Here is a 20,043-nt window from a genome sequence, read left to right as displayed (position 1 = left end):
CATATAATAAAGTTATTGACCAAAAAAGCTTGTAATATCTTTAAATATACGAGCCATTATTTTTTTAAATTCTAAGAGAAGTTACATGCAAACTCGTAGGAATAAAGACACTATCCAGGAATTTACCACGATCACTACTGCGCAAGGAGCCTATGAGCTATGGAATTCATTAACAGCAGAGCAAGAAAACTTAGTCCTTGAGCAGCTGTCCTTAGAAAAAGGAAGTCTACCTACCTCTAAGAAAGATGCCCAGAGGCAGAGGCTACTATTTAATCAAGGCACTTTTGGCAAGGTACGCTTAGCACAAAAAGAAGGTAAATTTCTAGCAGTTAAAAAACTAGATATAAAATCAGATGAGGATAGAGAAGCCCTTTTTAAAGAATATGACTTTGGTCGCATTCTTAAAGCAGCAAATATACCGCATGTTGCTTATAGCACCGATGGAATCATTTCAACCGATGCACAAGGCCATGAAAGGCTATATCTTTTTATGGATAACGTTGCAGCGCTAGGCGATGGTGAGAATCTTAAAAAATTAATTAGTTATCTGCCCTCTGAGGAAAAACGTACCGCTGTTTTAAGGCATGCAGCCCGCTCTTTATTAGAAGCAGCAGCTAAAATGCAAAAACAGCAAATTTATCATCGTGATATTAAAGCTAGTAATCTTTTAGTTAGTGCCACAGGCGAGATTTATTTAGCTGATTTTGGCTCTGCATCAACTTCAAACGCTGGATTAATTGCCGCAGCCTTAAACCAAAGTGGCAATGAATACGCTGTTTCTTCCGTGTCTGATAGACGTTATTTTCCACCCGAATTTCATATCGCAATGACACTCGGTCAACCTTTACCTAACACTACTGTACCTGGTGACGCCTTACATGATAATTGGCGCCTAGGTTTAACCCTCCTGCAGCTTTGTGGCGTCATAAAAGAAGGCGAAGGCCTTTTAAGGCCACCTTATAATACGAATGATGAATTTGGCAATCTACAATTAGGTTGGATAGAGGAGTTAAAACAAAATACAAGGGGAAAACCACTAGATAAACTTATCCTAGAACACTTCAACACCGAACTTAAAAAAATAAAGTCAGAATCACTGCATAAAATTCCTGCTGAATTGCAGCCTGTTATTTTTGGCTTACTTGAAATTGACCCTGAAAAACGACGTATTGCTGCTCAGGCATTAGCGCTTCTACCACCCATCACTGAAGCACAAGAGCGAAATGTTGCTGAGGGATTTAAAGTTATTGTACACAATCAGGTTGCCGTATCAGTCAAAAATAAAATACGAAAAGCACTCAAAGAGGAAGCCAAAGAGAGTTCTGATGGGCAACAATGGATAAACAATGCCTTGCAAGCGTTTAAAAATTTAATCCAGCATCCCGATACGACGCCACCAGATATACAAAATTTTATTAATTCTTGGATTCTCAATAATAAAAATCGCCCTGATTTATCCTTTGAACATTTTGAGGCTATGCTTGATCGAGAAAGAGGAAAACCAATTAAAGCTACACAAACGCCTGAAATAAATGCGCCTAATACTCACACAGAAGAAATATCAACTTTCCCAGATGAAGATCCAGTATTAAACCGTTTAAAAAATGCATTTATAAAAGCAGCTGATGAATTAATCACCTATTCTCAATCAAAAGCGGAGACAAAAGACTCATCTTCTGAGATAGAAACGATCATTGATAGTATGAAAAAAGGCGTAAAGCGTATTAAAAAACTTCTTTCCAGTAAATCAATTAATATTATTACTCCGCCTGAACCAAACTCAATGGGTCCAACTGATGAATCTGCTTTGGCTATTGTTACAGCTCGTATTGAACAAATTGTAACGCAGCTGACATTTGGAAAGATGCTCCAATTTGATGATAAGGCTCTAGAGGCAGTTTATAGTATGTTAACTAAAGATAAACGGTTCTTAGAAGGTATTGTCAATAAGGTAAGTAACGGGGGCAAAATTGGTGAGCTATTACATAGCATTAACAAAAAAATGGAGTCTTTGCATAAAATATCTCAAAGACAATATTTTTTAGTTAGCTCTAACCCAATAGAAGATGTAGCGTACTTGGAGAAAGTAACTGGGGCAACGTATGTTGCCAACAATGATGATACAAAGGCACAGTTTACATTTACAAAAACCCCAAATAATACTGCCTATGAGCTTCCTTTAAAATTAACGGATGATGTTAGAAGCTTTGTAGCAAATCGTACAATAAAAGAGATGAAGAAAGCTAAATCCATTTATATATATGCCTCTCAAGGACAAGTAGGAAAGGCAATAGCTCAAACAATCTCTCAGGTAGGCTACAATAACAAGAACCTAAATATTTACGTTAATGATGAATTGATTTCTGTGAAAAATCACCAGTCTAAGGGTAAGTTATTTGGCTTTTTTGGCGAAAAGGTGAAATCTACTCATACTGAGCAACATGAAAAATTTACAGTTAAAGAGATTGGTAACGAAGATAGAGTATTAAGGCAATAGGTTAAAGGAAGCGAGCTTAATAGCATTTAATTTAACTAGTTGGAAAACTATGGATAACAAAATTTTGAAATACCGGGCACAATGGGATTCAAATTCTGATTACCTCCTGGTGACAATTGGTTCGGTCATTGGACTTGGAAATATTTTCCAGTTTCCTTTTTTTGTAGCCAAATTTGGAGGTATTTTTATTCTTGTTTATTTCTTTTGCGAATTATTTATTAGCATTCCTCTTGTTTTGGCAGAATTTTTTATTGGACGTCGAGCTAAACAGAATCCCGTAGGCGCCTTTAGTCTTCTTGCAATGGAATCAGGCGCTAATTATCGCTGGCGGTGGCTGGGGTGGATTTGCTTTACTATTCTTGTTTTGACTTTAGGTTATTACTGTTTAAATGTTTCAGCTTATCTTTCATCTTTATTTGGATTAAATCAGTTAAGAGCAGAAATAGGCCAATTTTTAATAATTAGTCCAATCACCTCCCTGCTGTCATTTTTATATTTCTTTATCTTTCTAGCGCTCACCATGGTGGTTGTTGCACGAGGAATAAATCGCGGGTTAGAGAAGATTTCTCGTATTGCCGTTCCTTTATTTTTTATTGTATTTTTTCTACTTGCCCTTTATGCCTCCTATTTTGGCAGTTTTAAAAATGCAATTCTTTATTTAATTCAATTCACTCACCCCATCACTTCTGAGTTACTACTTTCAGCTTTAGCTTATGCTTTTTTTAAACTCAATACAGCAATGGGCTCGATGATTGTTTATGGATCATATCTACCAGCTACTACACGGTTGGGCAAATCCACTTTAATTATTGTTGGCTTTGATCTTATCGCTTCCCTTTTGTCTTATTTTATTATTTTTCCCATATTATTGGCTAAAGGTAATATAACGCAGCTTTCTCACTTAAATTTAGACATGGTTTTACAAGCAATGTTACAGCTTTCTGGCGGTTTTTGGATTGCTATATTTTTTCTATTAGGTACTGTTCTTGCCTCTTGGATGCCTGCCATTGCTTTTGCTGAAAGCGCCGCCGTTACCATAATTGAGCGCTTTTCGCTAAAACGACTTATTGCTACGAGTATTATTACTCTATTAGCTATAATTATTGGTGCACTTATTATTTTTACAACCCACCTTCTGCCAGTAACCTGGCCTATGAGTGAAGTAGTGCAAGAGCTTGCAGGGCAAATTTTAACACCTATTTCCGCATTTTTAATTGCTATCTTTGTTGGTTGGCGGCTAAATCAAAAAGTAGCACAAACTGAATTAGATTTTGGGCCAAAATTATTTGCTACTTGGCAATTTCTAATACGATATGTTGTACCCATTTTACTAGTCATTGTATTTATTTATCTCTTATGGGTTTAAGTGGCCTATTATATTTATGCTAACGATGATTAAGACCCTAGCTTTGTTCATGCATTCGATTTAGAATCAACCGCCCTCCAGTAAATTAATACTGAGTTATACTCATCACCTAATATCTCCTGACTTTTGGGCTTAACACACTAACAAAAGATAATCGTCATCTATCCTTGTAGGAATCTTCTATATGAACTTGAACAGTAAAGCAAAAAAACAAATCGGCGCCTGCTTATGTGGCCAAGTCAACTATGAAATTGAAGGCAATTTTGATCTATTTTTGTTTTGCCATTGCACATATTGCCAAAAGGATACCGGTACGATACATGGGGCAAATCTAATATCGTATTCAGCAAAACTTCATTGGTTAAGTGGGGAAGAAAATACCAAAATTTATAATTTAGAGGGAACAAGACATACAAAGTGTTTTTGCCAAACCTGTGGCTCCGCTTTACCCTACATGTACGAAGGTAAAATGCTTGTTTTACCTGCTGGCAGTATTGAATTCGAACCGCCTATATCCCCTACTGCGCACATTTTTTATCAGAGTAGAGCCAAATGGGAAGATAGTTTAGCTGAGGTTCAAAAATTTGATCAATTTCCTAATAGTTAAAGAGGGTAAAGTCAGTGTAGTCTTGATTATGCTACGCTGTCTCTTACGCGAATTATTATGTAGAAGAAAATTTCATCATTACCAATCCGAAAATAATAAAGGCTGCAGCTATAACTCGTAATGCGTTAGCTGGCTCACCTAGAATTATAATCCCTATTAAAAATGCGCCAACCGCTCCAATACCTGTCCATATTGTATAAGCTGTTCCTAGCGGAAGTGTTTTCATAGAGATAGATAAAAGAATGAAACTAGCTACCATTGTGATAATAGTTGCCACAGACGGTATTAGTTTCGTAAAGCCAACAGATTGCTTCATCATGAATGACCAAACTATTTCAAGGATCCCTGCAAGAAAGAGATAAACCCAAGCCATATTTTACTCTCGTTAAAAGTCGGGTCGTCCCGTATTATTTACCTAGGATAGGAGGTCGTCCTCAGTAACTATATACCATAAAATAATATGATCAGTTACTATTAATTCTAAAGAAATTAAGAGATCATACTCCTCACTACATTATTTATGAGCAAAGAAATCTAAGTTGAGGAGTTGTTGTATGCGTATGTTTAACAAAGTTGAAAAACCTGCCCAAGAAGTTTTTCCACTCGAAGCCTTTCAATCACTTGCAAAATACTTTTTACATCACTTAATTGCGGCAGTACCTGTTATTAATTCAAATAACCAAATAACTGAAGCAACTTTGGAGGCGGCTAAACAAATTTCTCAAGAACAGATGCAAGATTTTGTAAAAAATTTAAGTCAAAGTTTATTTGACCAAATGCAAGATGTTAAAATTGTTCTAGGAAAAACACGCACCGACCAAATTTCAATTTATGAAGTCGCCCCCTATGCAGAAGAAGCAAAATTTCCAAAACTATGTATACCTGCTATTACTTTAATACAGCCTATAGTATTTTTAATTCCGGATGGGCGAATAACATTTGATGATGGATATAAGAAAGGTGATGTATATAATCCTAGTAACAACATTAAATACAACACGCCATTGCTAGAAGATTCATGTGGTAAAACAGACCTAATTATATAGAACTTTTTAAAGGGATTATTTAATCGACTGGCTTAACTAAAGTAGCCTTGATGATTCAATATATAGTCAAGGCTTTATCTATTATATCATGAGCTATATTATCTACCCAAATAGCCTTGCGAACTTTATATAAATAAAAATTCATTTAACACCAATAAATCTTAATTTAATTTTGCACAATATTTAAACTTTATGATATAATGTTGATCAAATTATGCTCTTTTTTACTTATAGTATTTTATTATGAAGTTACCAACTATACATTATTCTTGGATAGGTCCGCCGACTAAAAATGAGCTAACTGCAATAGCAGGACATGATATTGCTGGGCCTATTGAAATGGCTAGAGAACTTAAAGCGCAAGCAAAAGGTAAACCTAGCAACCCTATTAAATTTTGGTGTCTAAAGCAATATGTAGCTAGTTACCAAAAGCAATTTAATGAAGAAGATGTTGATATAGAGGTATGTAATACTGAGGATTTATTAAATCAAGAATGCATGGATGGCCAATTAAAAGAACTGGCACAATTTGTTCAAATGTATATGGCTAAAAATCTAAATGATTTAGATAGTATTTTTAGTAGAGTGAGCTGCAAAGATATTTTTACTATATTTTTATTAATTAGCCAGGGAAACTATGTATTTGATACCAACGTTTTTCCTAAGGAAGGGCAAACGATATCCCTATTAGGGCATTGTGAAGTGACTACCGCTCGGTCAGGCTTTCAGAGATCTAATGATTTTTTTATGATGTATTCACCAGTTCGTGCTGATCCAAGAATGTTAATTGTATTTAATGAGTGGAAAAAAACACCAAATATACATGCATTTGATAGCCCAAACCAGACTATTTCAGCTATTCCTTATTTTAATATGAATCAACTGGGGGTAAGAAAATTTAGTTATAAATCTTACTTTACTGATCTAACCGAAAATAAGGTTATTAAGGGAATATTTTACTGGCTTGATATTGGCGATAATAAGCAATTAGAAAGTAACCTAAAGTATGGCGAACTCAATTTAAAAATATCTTACCCTAGAATACAAACAGTAGAACCTTGTAGCTTATGTTACTTACATGAAATGCCGCCTGTTGATGAAACCAAGCTATTATCTATGCCATTTCCGACAAAAATTGCTTATGTTAGAACGAAGGACTGGAGTATCTATTATGTAAATAGAGAGACTAAAGCTTGTACTTTAGCTTATAAAAGTAATACTTCTATTTTTAATATTTTTCCTAACAAGGAAAGCGAGGAAAAAATAATTTTAGCTAAACTAGGTGATGTTGAAAGAATAATTAAAGCGATTGAAGCTAAGAAGCAAAGTAATCTAAGTTCAGCGTATTATCCTGCTTATATAGTTAATACAAAAGATTGCACGCCTCTACATCATACTGTATTAACAGCTGACATCGATAAAGTTAAGATCTTACTTAAATTTAACGTTGATAGTCATTTTGAAACAAAAGCGACCTATGAGTTAAGGCAACCTGACGATACAACTAAACAATTAGAATTAACGCCTTTAGCGCTTGCAAAATTTTTAAAACAGCAAGAAATAGTTACTTTATTAGAAAATTTAAACCCAAAAAAATCGATGGAAGAAAAAACGCCCCAAAATAAACCTGAAAAAAAAGCCAATTCAATTGGTGTTTTTTTTGAGCCTCCAACATTTATTGAAACTACTATAGCGCAAGAGAGTCCAAATAATACTTTCTCTAACTATAAGTACTTTAAGCAAATGAAGAATTAAATAATGACTTTAGACTTCATATTTTATAGTTGTAATTATAATATATTGCCTCCTTTTATTAATGATTAAATAAAAATAATTTTGTAGGGAATAATATTTAATAATGAAAAAGTTTTTTTTACCTTTACTCGCTTTAAGTGGTAATGTTGCTTTTGGTGGTGCTATGGGACCTGTTTGTACTCCAGGACAAGTAACAGTTCCTTGTGAAGCTACTGGTTTTGATGTTGGTGTTCATGCTTTATATTTACGTCCAGCTTTAAATGGAAATACTTATTATGATAACTATTTAGGCTATAATACAAATGGTAAATTCTTAGAGAAAAATGATGATTGGTTGTGGGGCTTTAAACTAGAGGTTTCTTATCATTTTGGTACTGGATCTGACCTCAATATAAATTGGTATCATTTAAATGATCATATTACAACGCGTGGCAATACATACATTAGCCTCGTATCGGGTAGCAATTTAGCTTTTGCTTATGATGATAATACCCATAAGTGGGATGCGGTTAACGCTGAATTTGGCCAACATACAAATTTTGGTATTTTTAAAGATGTGCGCTTTCATGCTGGCTTACAGTATGCCCGTTTAAAAACTAAAGAATATGGCCCAGTAAATATAATAAGCACTGAAACTGGTAGCTTAACACCTTCCTATAATGATGAGACCATGAAATTTGAAGGACTAGGGCCAAGAGTAGGTATGGATTTAATGTATCATTTTAATGAGGTATTTAGTGTTTTTGGTAATATTGCAAGCTCTCTCTTGATAGGTGACGCTAGCTCCCTTGATGTTTCTGCAAATATCAATCCTCCCTTGAATTCATCTACTACAACTATAGTGCCTGAATTAGACACTAAATTAGGTTTAGCCTATACCTATAATTTACCCATTAGTAAAATTATTGTAGATGCTGGATACATGGCCACTAATTATTTTCAAGCACTTAGCCTTCCTTCCAATGTAATTCCTTCTAGTAGCTATGGTTTCCATGGGCCCTTTTTTGGCCTGAAGTATGTTAGTATGATCTAAAAATAAATTAATTCTTACACGAATAACTAAAAAATTGCTCTCCACTTTTTTGAAATTTTTGGTGTAAGAGTAATGAATACTTATAAGTCTATATACTCTTTTATTAACAAAGGCCTAAGCTTGATCGGCTAAACGGGCCCTTCTACGGAAATAATTAGAAATAATTTTTAACTTCTTTATACTAATACAACTAAATTGAATTTTTGCTCAGGAATTAATTTTAATTAATGCAATCTTTATTTTTTAATCTAATTGGTGCCGGCCGTTTAGGAAAAAATCTAGCACTTAGCTTAGTTTCTTCAGGGCAAATTTCTTTGCGAGCAATTCTTAATAAGAAATTTTCTAGTGCAGAACAAACTCAATCCCTCGTTAATCAAGGCAAACCTTTAATTTCTATAATGGATTTACCATCAGCAGATATTACTTTTATTACAACCCCTGATGATGATATTGCGCTTATTGCTTTAGAGCTTGCTCAAAAAAAAATCGTCCGACCAGGAAGTACAGTTGTCCATTGTAGTGGTGTTTTAAGTTCTGAGGTATTAAAACCTTTGCAAGAGCAAGGCTGTTATATTGCAAGCTTTCATCCATTAAAAGCGTTCAGAGCAGATGTGGTTGATCAAAATTGTTTTAAGAATTGTGATTGCGCAATTGAAGGGGACGAACAAGCAATAGTAATTTTATCAACACTGTTTAAGCCTTTAGGGGCAAATCTAGTTACAGTCGATGCAAGTAAAAAAATACTTTATCATGCAGCAGCTGTTCTTGCTGCCAACCATTTAGTTACCTTGGCAGCACAAGCTATAGAATTATTTGTTGCAGCTGGCATTGCTGAGCAAGAAGCCAAACCAATTATTACACGTTTAATGCAAACAAGCCTTACCAATATTCAATGCGCGCCTAGTTTAACAGCAGCCCTTACAGGACCTTTAGTGAGAGGAGATATTAATACCATCGCGAAACATATTAACGCACAAAAAAATTTACCAACTCTATCCTTATACAAATTACTTTCATTAAAAACACTCCCTTTAACTAACCTATCATTAACCCAAAAAAATTTATTGATTAACATGTTAACTGAATAATTTTTACTTAAAATTAATTTTAATTCTCAACATGCTATAGTAGTGCTCCCTAATCTTGAGACAAAACATCAGTGAGCAAGGCGAAGGAGTGTACAAAAAAGTACATGACTAAGTGAACTTGAAACGAAGTATAAAAGCTTAGTGGACAACACTATAGTTTTTAAGTTTCAGATTTAGTCACGCGCAAAGCAGTCACATTCTGTAGGCCACGGGGTAAACAGTTACCTCGCCGCCCTCGCTCGCCTTGATAATGCTCTAAGTCAGCAGGCTTTAGGGTGTAATGACGCTTGCCAGCATAAACAGTTAAAAGATCTTTTTTACTTAAAACTTGCACGTCAATTAAGTATTCTTCACGTTGAACAGATTTTGCACTTGGTATATTAATTAATTTAACGCCTTTACCTTTATTTAAAATGGGTAATTCTTCTGCTAAGAACACTAATAATCGACCAACGTTGGTTACACAAGCTATACTCGCTGCTTCCTGTTGATTAATTAAACGTGGCGTTAACACCAAACTATTTTCAGTCATTTTTAAACAAGCTTTACCATTGCGGTTTTTAACATATAAATCATTTAATTGCGTTATAAAACCATAACCAGCATCACTCGCAATTAAAAAGTAATCTTGTGGATCACCAGCAACAACCGCTTCAAAAGTAGCACCATTAGCAGGATTTAACTTTCCTGTTAAGGGTTCACCCTGTCCACGTGCTGAAGGTAATACATGCGCAGGCAAGGTATAAACTTTACCTATACTATCGAAAAAAACAATCTGCTGATTACTGCGTGCATTTGTTTGAGTTTTAAAAGAATCATTAGCTTTATAACTCAAATCTTGTCCATTTACATCATGACCTTTAGCTGCACGAATCCATCCTTTCTCAGATAAAATAATTGTAACTGGCTCATTCGGTATGATATCAGTTTCTTTCAAGGCTTGTGCTTCGCTTCTCTCTACTAGAGGCGATTTACGCTTATCACCATATTTATTTCGATCAGCAATAATTTCATTCTTAACTAACTGCTTTAAAGCATTTTCACTTTCTAAAATTGCCTGAATTGAATCACGTTCCTCTGATAATTCAGCGAGCTCACCTTTTAATTTTATTTCTTCAAGCTTCGCTAAGTGGCGTAGTTTTATTTCAAGAATCGCTTCAGCCTGTCGTTCACTTAGCTTAAATCGTTTCATTAAACCTTGTTTAGGATTGTCGTCTTCGCGAATTATTGCGATGACCTCATCAATATTAAGGAATGCGATGAGTAGCCCTTCTAAAACATGAATGCGATCTAATATCTTATTTAAACGATAACGTAATCTTTTTTCAACCGTAGTCAATCTAAAGCTTAACCACTCAGTTAAAATAGTTAATAAATTTTTTACTTTAGGCTTACCATCTAAGCCAATCATATTAAAATTAACTCGATAGCTTCGCTCTAAATCTGTTGTAGCAAAAAGATGTGACATCATACTATCAATATCAACTCGATTCGATTTGGGGATAATAACCAAACGAGTAGGGTGTTCATGATCAGATTCATCACGTAAATCTTCTACTAAAGGAAGTTTTTTTTGTTGCATTTGCGTGGCTATCTGTTCTATTACTTTGGCACCTGAGACTTGATAAGGAAGCGCTGTTATTACCACTTGATGTCGTTCAACTTTATACACGGCACGCATTTTGATTGAGCCAACTCCCGTCTCATACATTGTTCGAATTTGAGCTGTGGGTGTAATAATTTCAGCATTTGTAGGAAAATCTGGTGCTTTAATATGTTTGCAAATTTTATCTAAGCTAGCATTTGGATGATCGAGTAAATAGGCGCAAGCATTTGCAACTTCAGTTAAGTTGTGTGGTAAGATGTCTGATGACATACCGACAGCAATACCGGTTGCACCATTTAATAAAACATTTGGTAGGCGTGCTGGTAACAAAGAAGGTTCTGTTAATGTACCGTCAAAATTATCTACCCAATCAATAGTCCCTTGTTGTAACTCTGCTAGTAATAAATCTGCATAGCCTGATAATTTAGCTTCCGTATAACGCATCGCTGCAAAAGATTTAGGATCATCAGGCGACCCCCAGTTACCTTGGCCATCAACAAAGGGATAGCGGTAAGAAAATGGTTGAGCCATTAATACCATTGCTTCATAGCAAGCCACGTCACCATGCGGATGAAATTTACCTAATACATCTCCAACCGTGCGCGCTGATTTTTTATGTTTAGCTGTTGCTTTAAGGCCAAGTTCTGACATAGCGTATACAATACGTCTTTGTACAGGCTTCAAACCATCCGCAATATTTGGCAAAGCTCTATCTAAAATGACATACATAGAATAATCAAGATAAGCTTTTTCAGTAAACTCTGTAAGCGATTTTTGCTCAACGTTCGATATCATCATAAAAAACACACTACCTAAAATTCATTGGAAGTTACTTCATACCCATCAAACTATTATCCCTTTATAATTAAATGACTATGATTTCAAGTATGGTAAATTTATTAACTGTGACTAAATAGTAATTAAAGAATTAAAGCTTGGGCTAAAACAGTTATTATTATCGCAAAATAATACATAAATTACTATGTTTTAAATTAAGTCAATTATTGTCTTTATCTACAGCTTAATTAAACCTTCTTGCCTAACCGGTTTATTTTGCGTGAGTGCAAAGCGCAAGGATTTTGAGGAACGACGTTTACACGAAGTAAATAAGCACCGGAGAAAACTTTGCAACACAATAATCGCGTAAAATAGACCGGTTAGGCAAGAGGTCTATTCTATCTGCTATGATTCTTTATATATCTTCTTATTAAATTATATATTATGAAAACTCAACGAGGTTTAAATGTTACTACTAAGTCTCGACACGTAATAGAAGCCATTGATTCGTTTAATAATGAAATTTTAAATTCAGGAGTTCATGCTGACATTATTCTTAAAGCAGCCCAAGAGCATCATAATAATTTGCTTATTCAGACCTATGCTGCTGCTTTTTATCTTTATGCGCAAGAAGATACGGCTACCAAAGTAGCACTACAAATTCTTAAAGAAGCAGAAGAACTGCTATATCAATCAAATTTACGAGAAAGATTAACCTATTACGCAATCCGTGCTTGGGCTGATTTAAATTACGAGTGTGCAATCACTTTACTTACTAGTATTATTAAACAATTTCCTCGAGATGTCCTAGCATTAAAATTTGCGGAGTGGCTTTTTTATTGCACTGGGCAATCTTATCAAAGTGGCTACTTCCTTAATTTATGTAAAAGTTGTGTGCAACAAAACCAACATGATCCTGCTTTTTTATCGAGTTATTCGTTTGCACAAGAACTTTGTGGACATTATACAAAAGCTAAAAAAATTGCTAAACAAGCTATAGACTTAAGTGAATCTAATTTCCCCTGGGCATACCATACTTTAGCGCATACCTATTTGTTGGAGGGTAATATAGAGGAAGGTATTCATTGTTTAGAAAGTTTACCTTTAATTAACTCAGAGATTTTACCTCTTTTAAAAGGACATAATACATGGCATCTCGCATTATTTTACCTGGCTAATCGCAATAAGGAGAAAGTATTAGAACTTTTCCCCTATATTTTTGGTAGTTTACCTCATACAGTTTTAGAGCAAATTGACGCTATTTCATTGTTATGGCGTATGGATTTAGCAGGCCTGCCACAAGATAACTATTTTCAGCAAATTACGCCCTACCTTGGCTCTCATCCTTTTGAACATTATATACCTTTTAATAATGTGCATTTTATTTATTGTTTAGTTCGAGCTGGTGAAATTGATTTAGCAAATCAGTCATTACAATCTATTAACTCTTATGCTTCCACATTAGCTTCGGAGCATGATCGTAATTTATGGCAAAATATCGCTTTTCCTTTAAGTTCTGGTGTTAAACATTTTGCAGAAAAGGACTATCAAACTGCTTATGAATTAATGCAGCCTGCTATCCATAACTGCTTTCAACTAGGTGGAAGTGACGCTCAGAATGAAATCTATACGCAAACATTTCTAAGTTGTTTATTAAAAACGAATCAATACCAAAAATCCCAGGATTTCTTTTTTACTTACCTTAATCATTATAAAAATACTTCTTTAGCAGATTATTGGTTTCAAAGTTAGCATTATAAAATATAGGCATAAAAATTAGCTGAAGTTTCACATAACTTAAAGTTTTTTCTATCTAAAGACGCTATAGTTTCAATCTTACAAAAATTGTATTACAGGCTATTGCCATAACTTGCTTAATTTAAAAATTACGCCAATTTAGACATGAAATTATTATTTTAACTATAAATTTACCTATCTTTTGACAACTTCAGTAATCAGGCCTGTAACCTGCCCTTTTTTGAGATATTTCTTATAGTTTAAACCGCAATTAACTTTAGGTTAAATTTATTATTATACATATACTTGTCAATAAAGGATGACAAGGATTTGTCTGACAGGAAGTCAAAGATAAGGGACCAGTACAGGATGTGCTCCGCCGCAAGGATGCGGCTTTTTACTTGATACTCCAATTAGACGTCAATATTCTCAGCTTCTAAGGCATTACTTTCAATAAAATCACGCCGTGGTTCAACATTATCCCCCATTAGGGTTGTAAATATTTCATCTGCTGAAATAGCATCTTCAATACTAACCTGCAACATGCGTCTAACAGTGGGATCCATTGTAGTTTCCCAGAGCTGTTCTGGATTCATTTCACCAAGACCTTTATAACGTTGAATAGATTGACCACGTTTTGCTTCGTCCATAAGCCACATTAAAGCTTCAGCAAAATTTTTAATAGCTAAGACTTTATCACCGCGTTTTACATAAGCGCCTTCTTCAATTAGATTTATTAAATTTGAACCTAATTGAACTATTTCTCGATAATCTTTAGAACTAAAGAATTCCGCGGTCAATAATGAATAGTTTTCTAAACCATGTTGGGTAATCACAACCTGCGGTAGATAAATATCTTGCTCAGCTAAATGCATCACTTCCGCTCGATACTGTAATGCTTTATTATTTATAGTAATTAGATAGTGATTTAACTGTTCAACCCAAACTGCAACAGATTCTTTCTTAGTAAAATCTTGTCCTTGTAAACTTGGTAAATAAGCTAGTTGTCTAAGAAGATTTTCGTTATAACGCTTAGCAAGTCTTTTAATAATTTTTTCTAATTTCCTAAACTGCATTACTAATTCTTCTAAAGCTCTTGCTGATATCGATGGTGCATCTTTAGAAGGATATAACTCTGCATTATCAAGTGCACTTTGCGTTAAGTGCTCAAATAACGCTTCGTCATCTTTTACATATTGTTCTTGTTTACCGCGTTTAATTTTGTAAAGTGGCGGTTGAGCAATATAAATATATCCACGCTCAATTAGCTCTGGTGTTTGACGATAAAAAAAGGTAAGTAATAAAGTACGGATATGTGAGCCATCAACGTCAGCGTCTGTCATGATAATAATGCGATGATAGCGAATTTTATCAGGATCATATTCATCTGGACCAATACCGCATCCTAAAGCAGTTATTAAGGTGGCTACCTCTTGCGAAGATAGCATTTTATCAAAACGTGCTTTCTCCACATTCAGTATTTTTCCTTTAAGCGGTAAAATAGCTTGAAATTTACGATCTCGCCCCTGCTTAGCAGAACCGCCTGCTGAATCTCCCTCTACAATATATAGTTCTGACAGTGCAGGATCTCTTTCTTGGCAATCGGCTAACTTGCCAGGCAACCCAGCTATATCTAATGCACCTTTACGCCTTGTCATATCTCGAGCACGTCGCGCAGCTTCACGCGCACGAGCAGCATCAATCATTTTACCTACAATTGCTTTAGCACAAGCTGGATTTTCAAGTAAAAAATCATTAAATTTTTCACTTACAAGGGATTCAACTATTGATTTCACCTCAGACGAAACCAATTTATCTTTTGTTTGCGAAGAAAATTTAGGGTCAGGCACTTTGACAGAAAGAACGGCCGTCAATCCTTCACGTGCATCATCCCCAGTGGTAGCTACTTTGGCTTTCTTTGCAAACCCTTCTTTTTCAATATAATTATTCAAAGTACGAGTTAAACCGGCCCTAAAGCCAGCCAAATGCGTGCCGCCATCACGTTGCGGAATATTATTGGTAAAACAAAAAATATTTTCTTGGAAGGAGTCATTCCATTGCATAGCTAACTCAACTACAACCTCTTCTTTGTCGGCAGTAAATGAAAAAACCACAGGAATAATAGGTGTTTTATTGCGATTAAGATGCTCAACAAATGCTTTTATACCCCCTTCATAACGAAAAGTATCACGTCTTTCAGTACGCTCATCATATAAGTGAATACAAACGCCTGAATTTAAAAAAGAGAGTTCTCTTAAACGTTTTGCTAAAATCTCATAATGAAACTCAATGTTATTAAATGTATCAGCGCTTGGTTTAAACCATACTTGCGTACCTGTGTTAGATGCTTCGCCTGTAACTGATAAAGGAGCGTCCGGCACGCCATGCCGATAGTGTTGCTCATGTGTTTGACCATTTCGTCGAATTAATAAATGGAGTTCTTCTGATAAGGCATTTACTACTGAAATACCTACACCATGTAAACCACCTGAGACCTTATAAGAGTTATCATCGAATTTTCCACCAGCGTGAAGAACAGTCATAATTACTTCTGCTGCTGAGCGGCCTTCTTCTTGGTGTATGTCAACAGGAATACCACGACCATCATCCCTTACTGTAATCGATTCATCAGCGTGAATAATAACATGGATTTCTTTACAATAACCGGCTAATGCCTCGTCTATTGAATTATCCACTACTTCAAAAACCATATGATGCAGGCCTGTACCATCATCGGTATCGCCAATATACATTCCAGGCCTCTTTCTTACTGCATCTAATCCTTTTAACACTTTGATATTAGACGAATCATAATTAGCATCAATGGCCATAAGTATCCTCTTACCTAATATACATTTTACCAAAAAGTGATTATATCATTATTTATATAGGGTTTATATCACTTACTAACAATTTGACTATGCGAGATAATATCTTTTTGAAAACGTTATTTAACAAGTTTATTTAATTTGTTTCACGTGAAACATTTTAGCTATTTTATTTGATTAGTAATTTTACCTTGCTCCATGTGAAGAATTTGATGAGGGAAATCAAAATCCGCAATTATTTTTGATCCTTTTCGTAAAGTAATAAAAAACTGATCTTCGCTTTGGACAATATAGTTTAACAAACGCTGCAAATGCTCTTCGTCTAACTCAGAAGTAAAATCATCAATCAAATGAATACAGCTGCCGTTAACCAAGCCAGTTTGCGCAAATTTCAGCGCAAATAGAATCATTTTTTGTTGACCACGGGAAAGGAAATGCTTTACTTTTATATCATTACTTGTAATGGTTAAATCAGCTTGATGTGCACCGTAGTGAGTTTGGGCTCGAGCCAAATCAATATCATAACTTGCAGTAAGTATAGTTTCTAAATCTTTACCTTCATCACGTTTATCCCACCCCTTATAATAGTTTAGCAAACATTCAACATTTGTTAATTGCGGTAAAATAATTTTAAAAGCTTCCACTAGTTTTAGAAAATAGTTCTGCCGATAATTATTTAATTGCTCAGCAAGGGTAGAAAGTATTTTATTCCACGGAATTAATGCTGTATTTGTTGCACGTTGTTTTAATAAAGCATTACGTTGCTTTAATGCGCGCCGATAGTCTTTCCAAATTGTATGATAAGGATGTTCCACGTGAAACAATCCCCAATCTAATAAACTTCGACGCACAGTAGGGCCAGCATCAATAATTTGAAAAATATCTTGATAGATAACCTGACAAGGTAAAAAAAAAGCGAGCTCACTGCTAGTTAGACAAGGTTGGCCATTAATACGAGCCATAGTGGGAGAACGTAGTGATTTTTGAATACTTATATATTGATTATCAATTGTATTTGCGAAAACAACTAAACTATCCTGCTCATGCGAAACTAATGCCGAGATTTCTCGGCTCCTAAAAGAATGTCCGCTAGCAAGAAGATAAACTGCCTCAAGAAAAGATGTTTTACCGCTACCATTATTACCTGTAATGAAATTCAAATGTAAATGAAGATTTAATTTAGCGAGAGAAATATTACGAAGATTTGTTATTTGAATAGCATTGAGCTTCATAGTTTCATAGGCATGATGATATATTGATATTGTTCATCTTCTAGAGACTCAACTAAAATACTGCGATCAGTAGTAGACATGGATAAGCGAACTAAATTACCGGGTAAGATGTTTAAAACATCTAAAAGATAACCAGCATTAATACCTATTTTAAGCTCTTGTCCATCAACATTAGCTTCAAGCGATTCGGTTGCTTCTTCTTTTTCTTGATTATTTGCTACTAAGGTGACACCAGAAGGTTGTATATGAAGCAAAACAGCTCGTGATTTTTCATGAGCAAGAATCATTATTCGTTGCAGCGAACGTTTTAAGAGATCCTTCTCAATTAAAATAAATTTATCATTATTGGTAGGAATCGCTCTTACATAAGGCGGAAATCTAGCTTCAATTAATTTTGAATTAAATTTATAATCGGCCGTAATTAAACAGAAGTAATTTTTTCCAGCAATAACACTAATTTCTTCATCATCAACAGAGTTAAGAAGACGAAGCATTTCTTGAATACCTTTTCGTGGTATCAATAGGCGCTGACTGGGGAAATTTAAATCCGACAAATGTTTACAGATAGCCATCCGGTGACCATCAGTTGCCACAGTAGTAATCGTACTTCCTTCAAGCTCAAAAAGTAAGCCATTTAAAAAAACTCGAACATCTTGCTGAGACATAGCAAAATGAGTTGATTGCAACAACCAAAGCAATTCCGCCCTAGGTAACTTAAGTTCAATATCAGGCTGTTCTTGATCACTGTTAGGAAATTGCTCTGCAGGTAGAGTTGCTAATTTAAATTTACTACGTCCAGCCTTTAAAATTACAGCATTTTCGTCTAACTTGATTGTGGGTATAGCTTCATCATCAAGTGATCGAATAATATCAATAAACTTCTTAGCTGGAACTGTAATCTCCCCTTCAGTAAGGCAATCATTACAATTTAAAAAGGCTGAGATTTCCATTTCTAAATCAGTCGCGGTTAGTACTAAGCGTTTTTGTTTAATCGAAATTAAAATATTAGCTAAAATTGCAAGTGATTGGCGTTTATCAACAGCACCTGCCACCATTAACAAACGTGGAAGTAATTCATTCTTAGGAATAGCAATTTCAAACATAATAATTCTCAACTAAGACGATAAAATGCGCATTAGATTTTTAAAATCCTCTGCAAAATCATTGTCAATTTGGATTAATTCTTTAATTTTACGACAAGCATGTATAACGGTTGTATGATCTCGTCCGCCAAAATGATCCCCAATTTCGGGCAAACTATGGTTAGTTAAATCTTTAGCTAAAGCCATTGCCATTTGCCGCGGACGTGCAATAGAGCGGCTACGGCGCTTAGATAGCAAATCAGCAACCTTAACTTTATAATATTCAGCTACTGTTTTCTGAATATTTTCAATGGTGACTAGTTTATCTTGAAGAGCAAGTAAATCACGCAACGCTTCATGGACAAAATCAATAGTAATAGGTTTACCGGTAAAATGAGCATTAGCAATAACACGTCGCAAAGCACCCTCTAGCTCTCTCACATTCGAGCGAATACGCTTAGCAATAAAAAAAGCCACTTCATACGGTAATTCGATATTTGACTGCTCTGCTTTACTAATCAAAATAGCTACGCGTGTTTCTAATTCAGGCGGCTCTACAGCGACCGTTAATCCCCAGCCAAAACGCGACTTCAATCTTTCTTCGACGCCCTCTATTTCTTTAGGATAACGATCACTGGTTAAAATAATTTGTTGTTGGCCTTCTAAAAGAGCATTAAAAGTATGAAAAAACTCTTCTTGTGAGCGATCTTTACCAGCAAAAAATTGAATATCATCAATTAATAGAGCATTTAAAGAACGATAAAAACGTTTAAATTCATTAATAGAATTCGTTTGTAATGCCTTAACCATATCTGCTACAAAACGTTCAGAATGCAAATAAAGAACTTTTGCTTCAGGATTATGTTTTAAAATAGCATTTCCAATAGCATGCATTAAGTGAGTTTTCCCTAATCCAACGCCACCATAAATAAACAAAGGATTATAGGCGTCACCTGGTCTTTCAGCAACTTGCAGAGAAGCAGCACGAGCTAATTGGTTCGAATTCCCTTCAACAAAGCTATCGAAAACAAATTTTTTATTTAAATAACTATTTTTATAATCAGCAGTTTTATTAGGTGGCGCTTTGGAAGTAGCAGTTGAGACTGTAGAAACTGGTACTTTATCAACCGTAACTGGCTGAGCTATTTTAGTTCCTACCTCTATACTCACTGACGATATTAAATCACCCCCAAACTGATGTACTAACTCTTTAATACGGTTATAAAAATTCTTTTTAACCCAATCTACAACAAATTTATTTGGGGCTAAAAGAATTAAGCAATTTTCTTGTAGTTCAGCTTGTAGAGGCCGTAACCAAGTATTAAATTGTGGGGGAGGATATTCTTCTTCCAAAAGCTTTGCACATTTCTGCCAAACAATTGCAGACAC

14 protein-coding genes are annotated in these 20,043 nt (G+C 35.0%); 8 read left to right on the top strand and 6 right to left on the bottom strand.

Annotated elements, in window-relative coordinates:
* Positions 1-85: 85 nt before the first annotated feature.
* The 3 genes from DYH30_RS00070 to DYH30_RS00060 all read left to right on the top strand — a co-directional run bounded on the left by DYH30_RS00070 (position 86) and on the right by DYH30_RS00060 (position 4,470).
* Positions 86-2,497 (top strand): protein kinase domain-containing protein, encoded by a 2,412-nt coding sequence (locus DYH30_RS00070; protein ID WP_115329433.1) that lies wholly within the window; start codon positions 86-88, stop codon positions 2,495-2,497.
* A gap of 49 nt (positions 2,498-2,546) precedes the next feature.
* Positions 2,547-3,863, top strand: a complete 1,317-nt coding sequence (locus DYH30_RS00065) for an SLC5/6 family protein (protein ID WP_115329432.1) — start codon at positions 2,547-2,549, stop codon at positions 3,861-3,863.
* A gap of 184 nt (positions 3,864-4,047) precedes the next feature.
* Complete coding sequence (locus DYH30_RS00060; RefSeq protein WP_115329431.1) at positions 4,048-4,470, top strand: GFA family protein; 423 nt, start codon at positions 4,048-4,050, stop codon at positions 4,468-4,470.
* 55 nt (positions 4,471-4,525) lie between these two features.
* On the opposite strand, the gene DYH30_RS00055 is transcribed toward DYH30_RS00060, so the two are convergent.
* Complete coding sequence (locus tag DYH30_RS00055; RefSeq protein WP_115329430.1) at positions 4,526-4,843, bottom strand: DMT family transporter; 318 nt, start codon at positions 4,841-4,843, stop codon at positions 4,526-4,528.
* A 181-nt stretch (positions 4,844-5,024) separates the two neighbouring features.
* Here DYH30_RS00055 and DYH30_RS00050 point away from each other — a divergent pair, with 181 nt between their 5' ends.
* From DYH30_RS00050 to DYH30_RS00035, 4 genes are all read left to right on the top strand, one after another.
* The gene (locus tag DYH30_RS00050; protein ID WP_115329429.1) at positions 5,025-5,516 is read left to right on the top strand and encodes a hypothetical protein; all 492 of its coding nucleotides are present in this window, start codon (positions 5,025-5,027) and stop codon (positions 5,514-5,516) included.
* Positions 5,517-5,759: 243 nt separating this feature from the next.
* Positions 5,760-7,271, top strand: coding sequence for a hypothetical protein (locus DYH30_RS00045; protein ID WP_115329428.1), 1,512 nt, complete (start codon positions 5,760-5,762; stop codon positions 7,269-7,271).
* Between the two features lie 103 nt (positions 7,272-7,374).
* A complete protein-coding gene (locus DYH30_RS00040; protein WP_115329427.1) occupies positions 7,375-8,304 on the top strand; it encodes an Lpg1974 family pore-forming outer membrane protein in 930 nt (309 codons plus the stop codon).
* Between the two features lie 227 nt (positions 8,305-8,531).
* Positions 8,532-9,392 (top strand): Rossmann-like and DUF2520 domain-containing protein, encoded by an 861-nt coding sequence (locus DYH30_RS00035; protein ID WP_115329426.1) that lies wholly within the window; start codon positions 8,532-8,534, stop codon positions 9,390-9,392.
* A gap of 160 nt (positions 9,393-9,552) precedes the next feature.
* Here DYH30_RS00035 and parC read toward each other — a convergent pair whose 3' ends face one another.
* Positions 9,553-11,796 carry a DNA topoisomerase IV subunit A gene (gene parC / locus DYH30_RS00030; protein WP_423202820.1) on the bottom strand — a complete coding sequence of 748 codons (2,244 nt, stop codon included), beginning with the start codon at positions 11,794-11,796 and terminating at the stop codon, positions 9,553-9,555.
* Between the two features lie 423 nt (positions 11,797-12,219).
* On the opposite strand from parC, the gene DYH30_RS00025 reads away from it, so the two are divergent.
* Positions 12,220-13,527 (top strand): tetratricopeptide repeat protein, encoded by a 1,308-nt coding sequence (locus DYH30_RS00025; RefSeq protein WP_115329425.1) that lies wholly within the window; start codon positions 12,220-12,222, stop codon positions 13,525-13,527.
* A 398-nt stretch (positions 13,528-13,925) separates the two neighbouring features.
* Here DYH30_RS00025 and gyrB read toward each other — a convergent pair whose 3' ends face one another.
* From gyrB to dnaA, 4 genes are all read right to left on the bottom strand, one after another.
* On the bottom strand, positions 13,926-16,343 hold the full coding sequence (gene gyrB / locus DYH30_RS00020) for a DNA topoisomerase (ATP-hydrolyzing) subunit B (protein WP_115329424.1): 2,418 nt from the start codon (positions 16,341-16,343) through the stop codon (positions 13,926-13,928).
* A 161-nt stretch (positions 16,344-16,504) separates the two neighbouring features.
* On the bottom strand, positions 16,505-17,572 hold the full coding sequence (recF, locus tag DYH30_RS00015; protein ID WP_115329423.1) for a DNA replication/repair protein RecF: 1,068 nt from the start codon (positions 17,570-17,572) through the stop codon (positions 16,505-16,507).
* Entirely contained in the window at positions 17,569-18,675 is a 1,107-nt protein-coding gene (gene dnaN, locus DYH30_RS00010; protein ID WP_115329422.1) for a DNA polymerase III subunit beta, read from the bottom strand. The genes recF and dnaN overlap by 4 nt, the downstream gene beginning before the upstream one ends.
* Before the next feature lie 12 nt (positions 18,676-18,687).
* Positions 18,688-20,043: chromosomal replication initiator protein DnaA (gene dnaA, locus DYH30_RS00005; RefSeq protein ID WP_425324437.1), on the bottom strand; the 1,356-nt coding region annotated here is incomplete at its 5' end.

This window comes from Legionella busanensis, from assembly GCF_900461525.1.
GTDB classification, from domain to species: domain Bacteria; phylum Pseudomonadota; class Gammaproteobacteria; order Legionellales; family Legionellaceae; genus Legionella_C; species Legionella_C busanensis.
The sequence above is the reverse complement of the archived record's forward strand: the minus strand, read 5'-3'. Positions and strand labels throughout refer to the sequence as shown.

Bases quoted from the DNA above. Each gene is read 5' to 3' on its own strand.
- DYH30_RS00070 (WP_115329433.1), top strand. From the start codon at position 86: ATGCAAACTCGTAGGAATAAAGACACTATCCAGGAATTTACCACGATC.
- DYH30_RS00065 (WP_115329432.1), top strand. From the start codon at position 2,547: ATGGATAACAAAATTTTGAAATACCGGGCACAATGGGATTCAAATTCT.
- DYH30_RS00060 (WP_115329431.1), top strand. From the start codon at position 4,048: ATGAACTTGAACAGTAAAGCAAAAAAACAAATCGGCGCCTGCTTATGT.
- DYH30_RS00055 (WP_115329430.1), bottom strand. From the start codon at position 4,843: ATGGCTTGGGTTTATCTCTTTCTTGCAGGGATCCTTGAAATAGTTTGG.
- DYH30_RS00050 (WP_115329429.1), top strand. From the start codon at position 5,025: ATGCGTATGTTTAACAAAGTTGAAAAACCTGCCCAAGAAGTTTTTCCA.
- DYH30_RS00045 (WP_115329428.1), top strand. From the start codon at position 5,760: ATGAAGTTACCAACTATACATTATTCTTGGATAGGTCCGCCGACTAAA.
- DYH30_RS00040 (WP_115329427.1), top strand. From the start codon at position 7,375: ATGAAAAAGTTTTTTTTACCTTTACTCGCTTTAAGTGGTAATGTTGCT.
- DYH30_RS00035 (WP_115329426.1), top strand. From the start codon at position 8,532: ATGCAATCTTTATTTTTTAATCTAATTGGTGCCGGCCGTTTAGGAAAA.
- parC (WP_423202820.1), bottom strand. From the start codon at position 11,796: ATGATGATATCGAACGTTGAGCAAAAATCGCTTACAGAGTTTACTGAA.
- DYH30_RS00025 (WP_115329425.1), top strand. From the start codon at position 12,220: ATGAAAACTCAACGAGGTTTAAATGTTACTACTAAGTCTCGACACGTA.
- gyrB (WP_115329424.1), bottom strand. From the start codon at position 16,343: ATGGCCATTGATGCTAATTATGATTCGTCTAATATCAAAGTGTTAAAA.
- recF (WP_115329423.1), bottom strand. From the start codon at position 17,572: ATGAAGCTCAATGCTATTCAAATAACAAATCTTCGTAATATTTCTCTC.
- dnaN (WP_115329422.1), bottom strand. From the start codon at position 18,675: ATGTTTGAAATTGCTATTCCTAAGAATGAATTACTTCCACGTTTGTTA.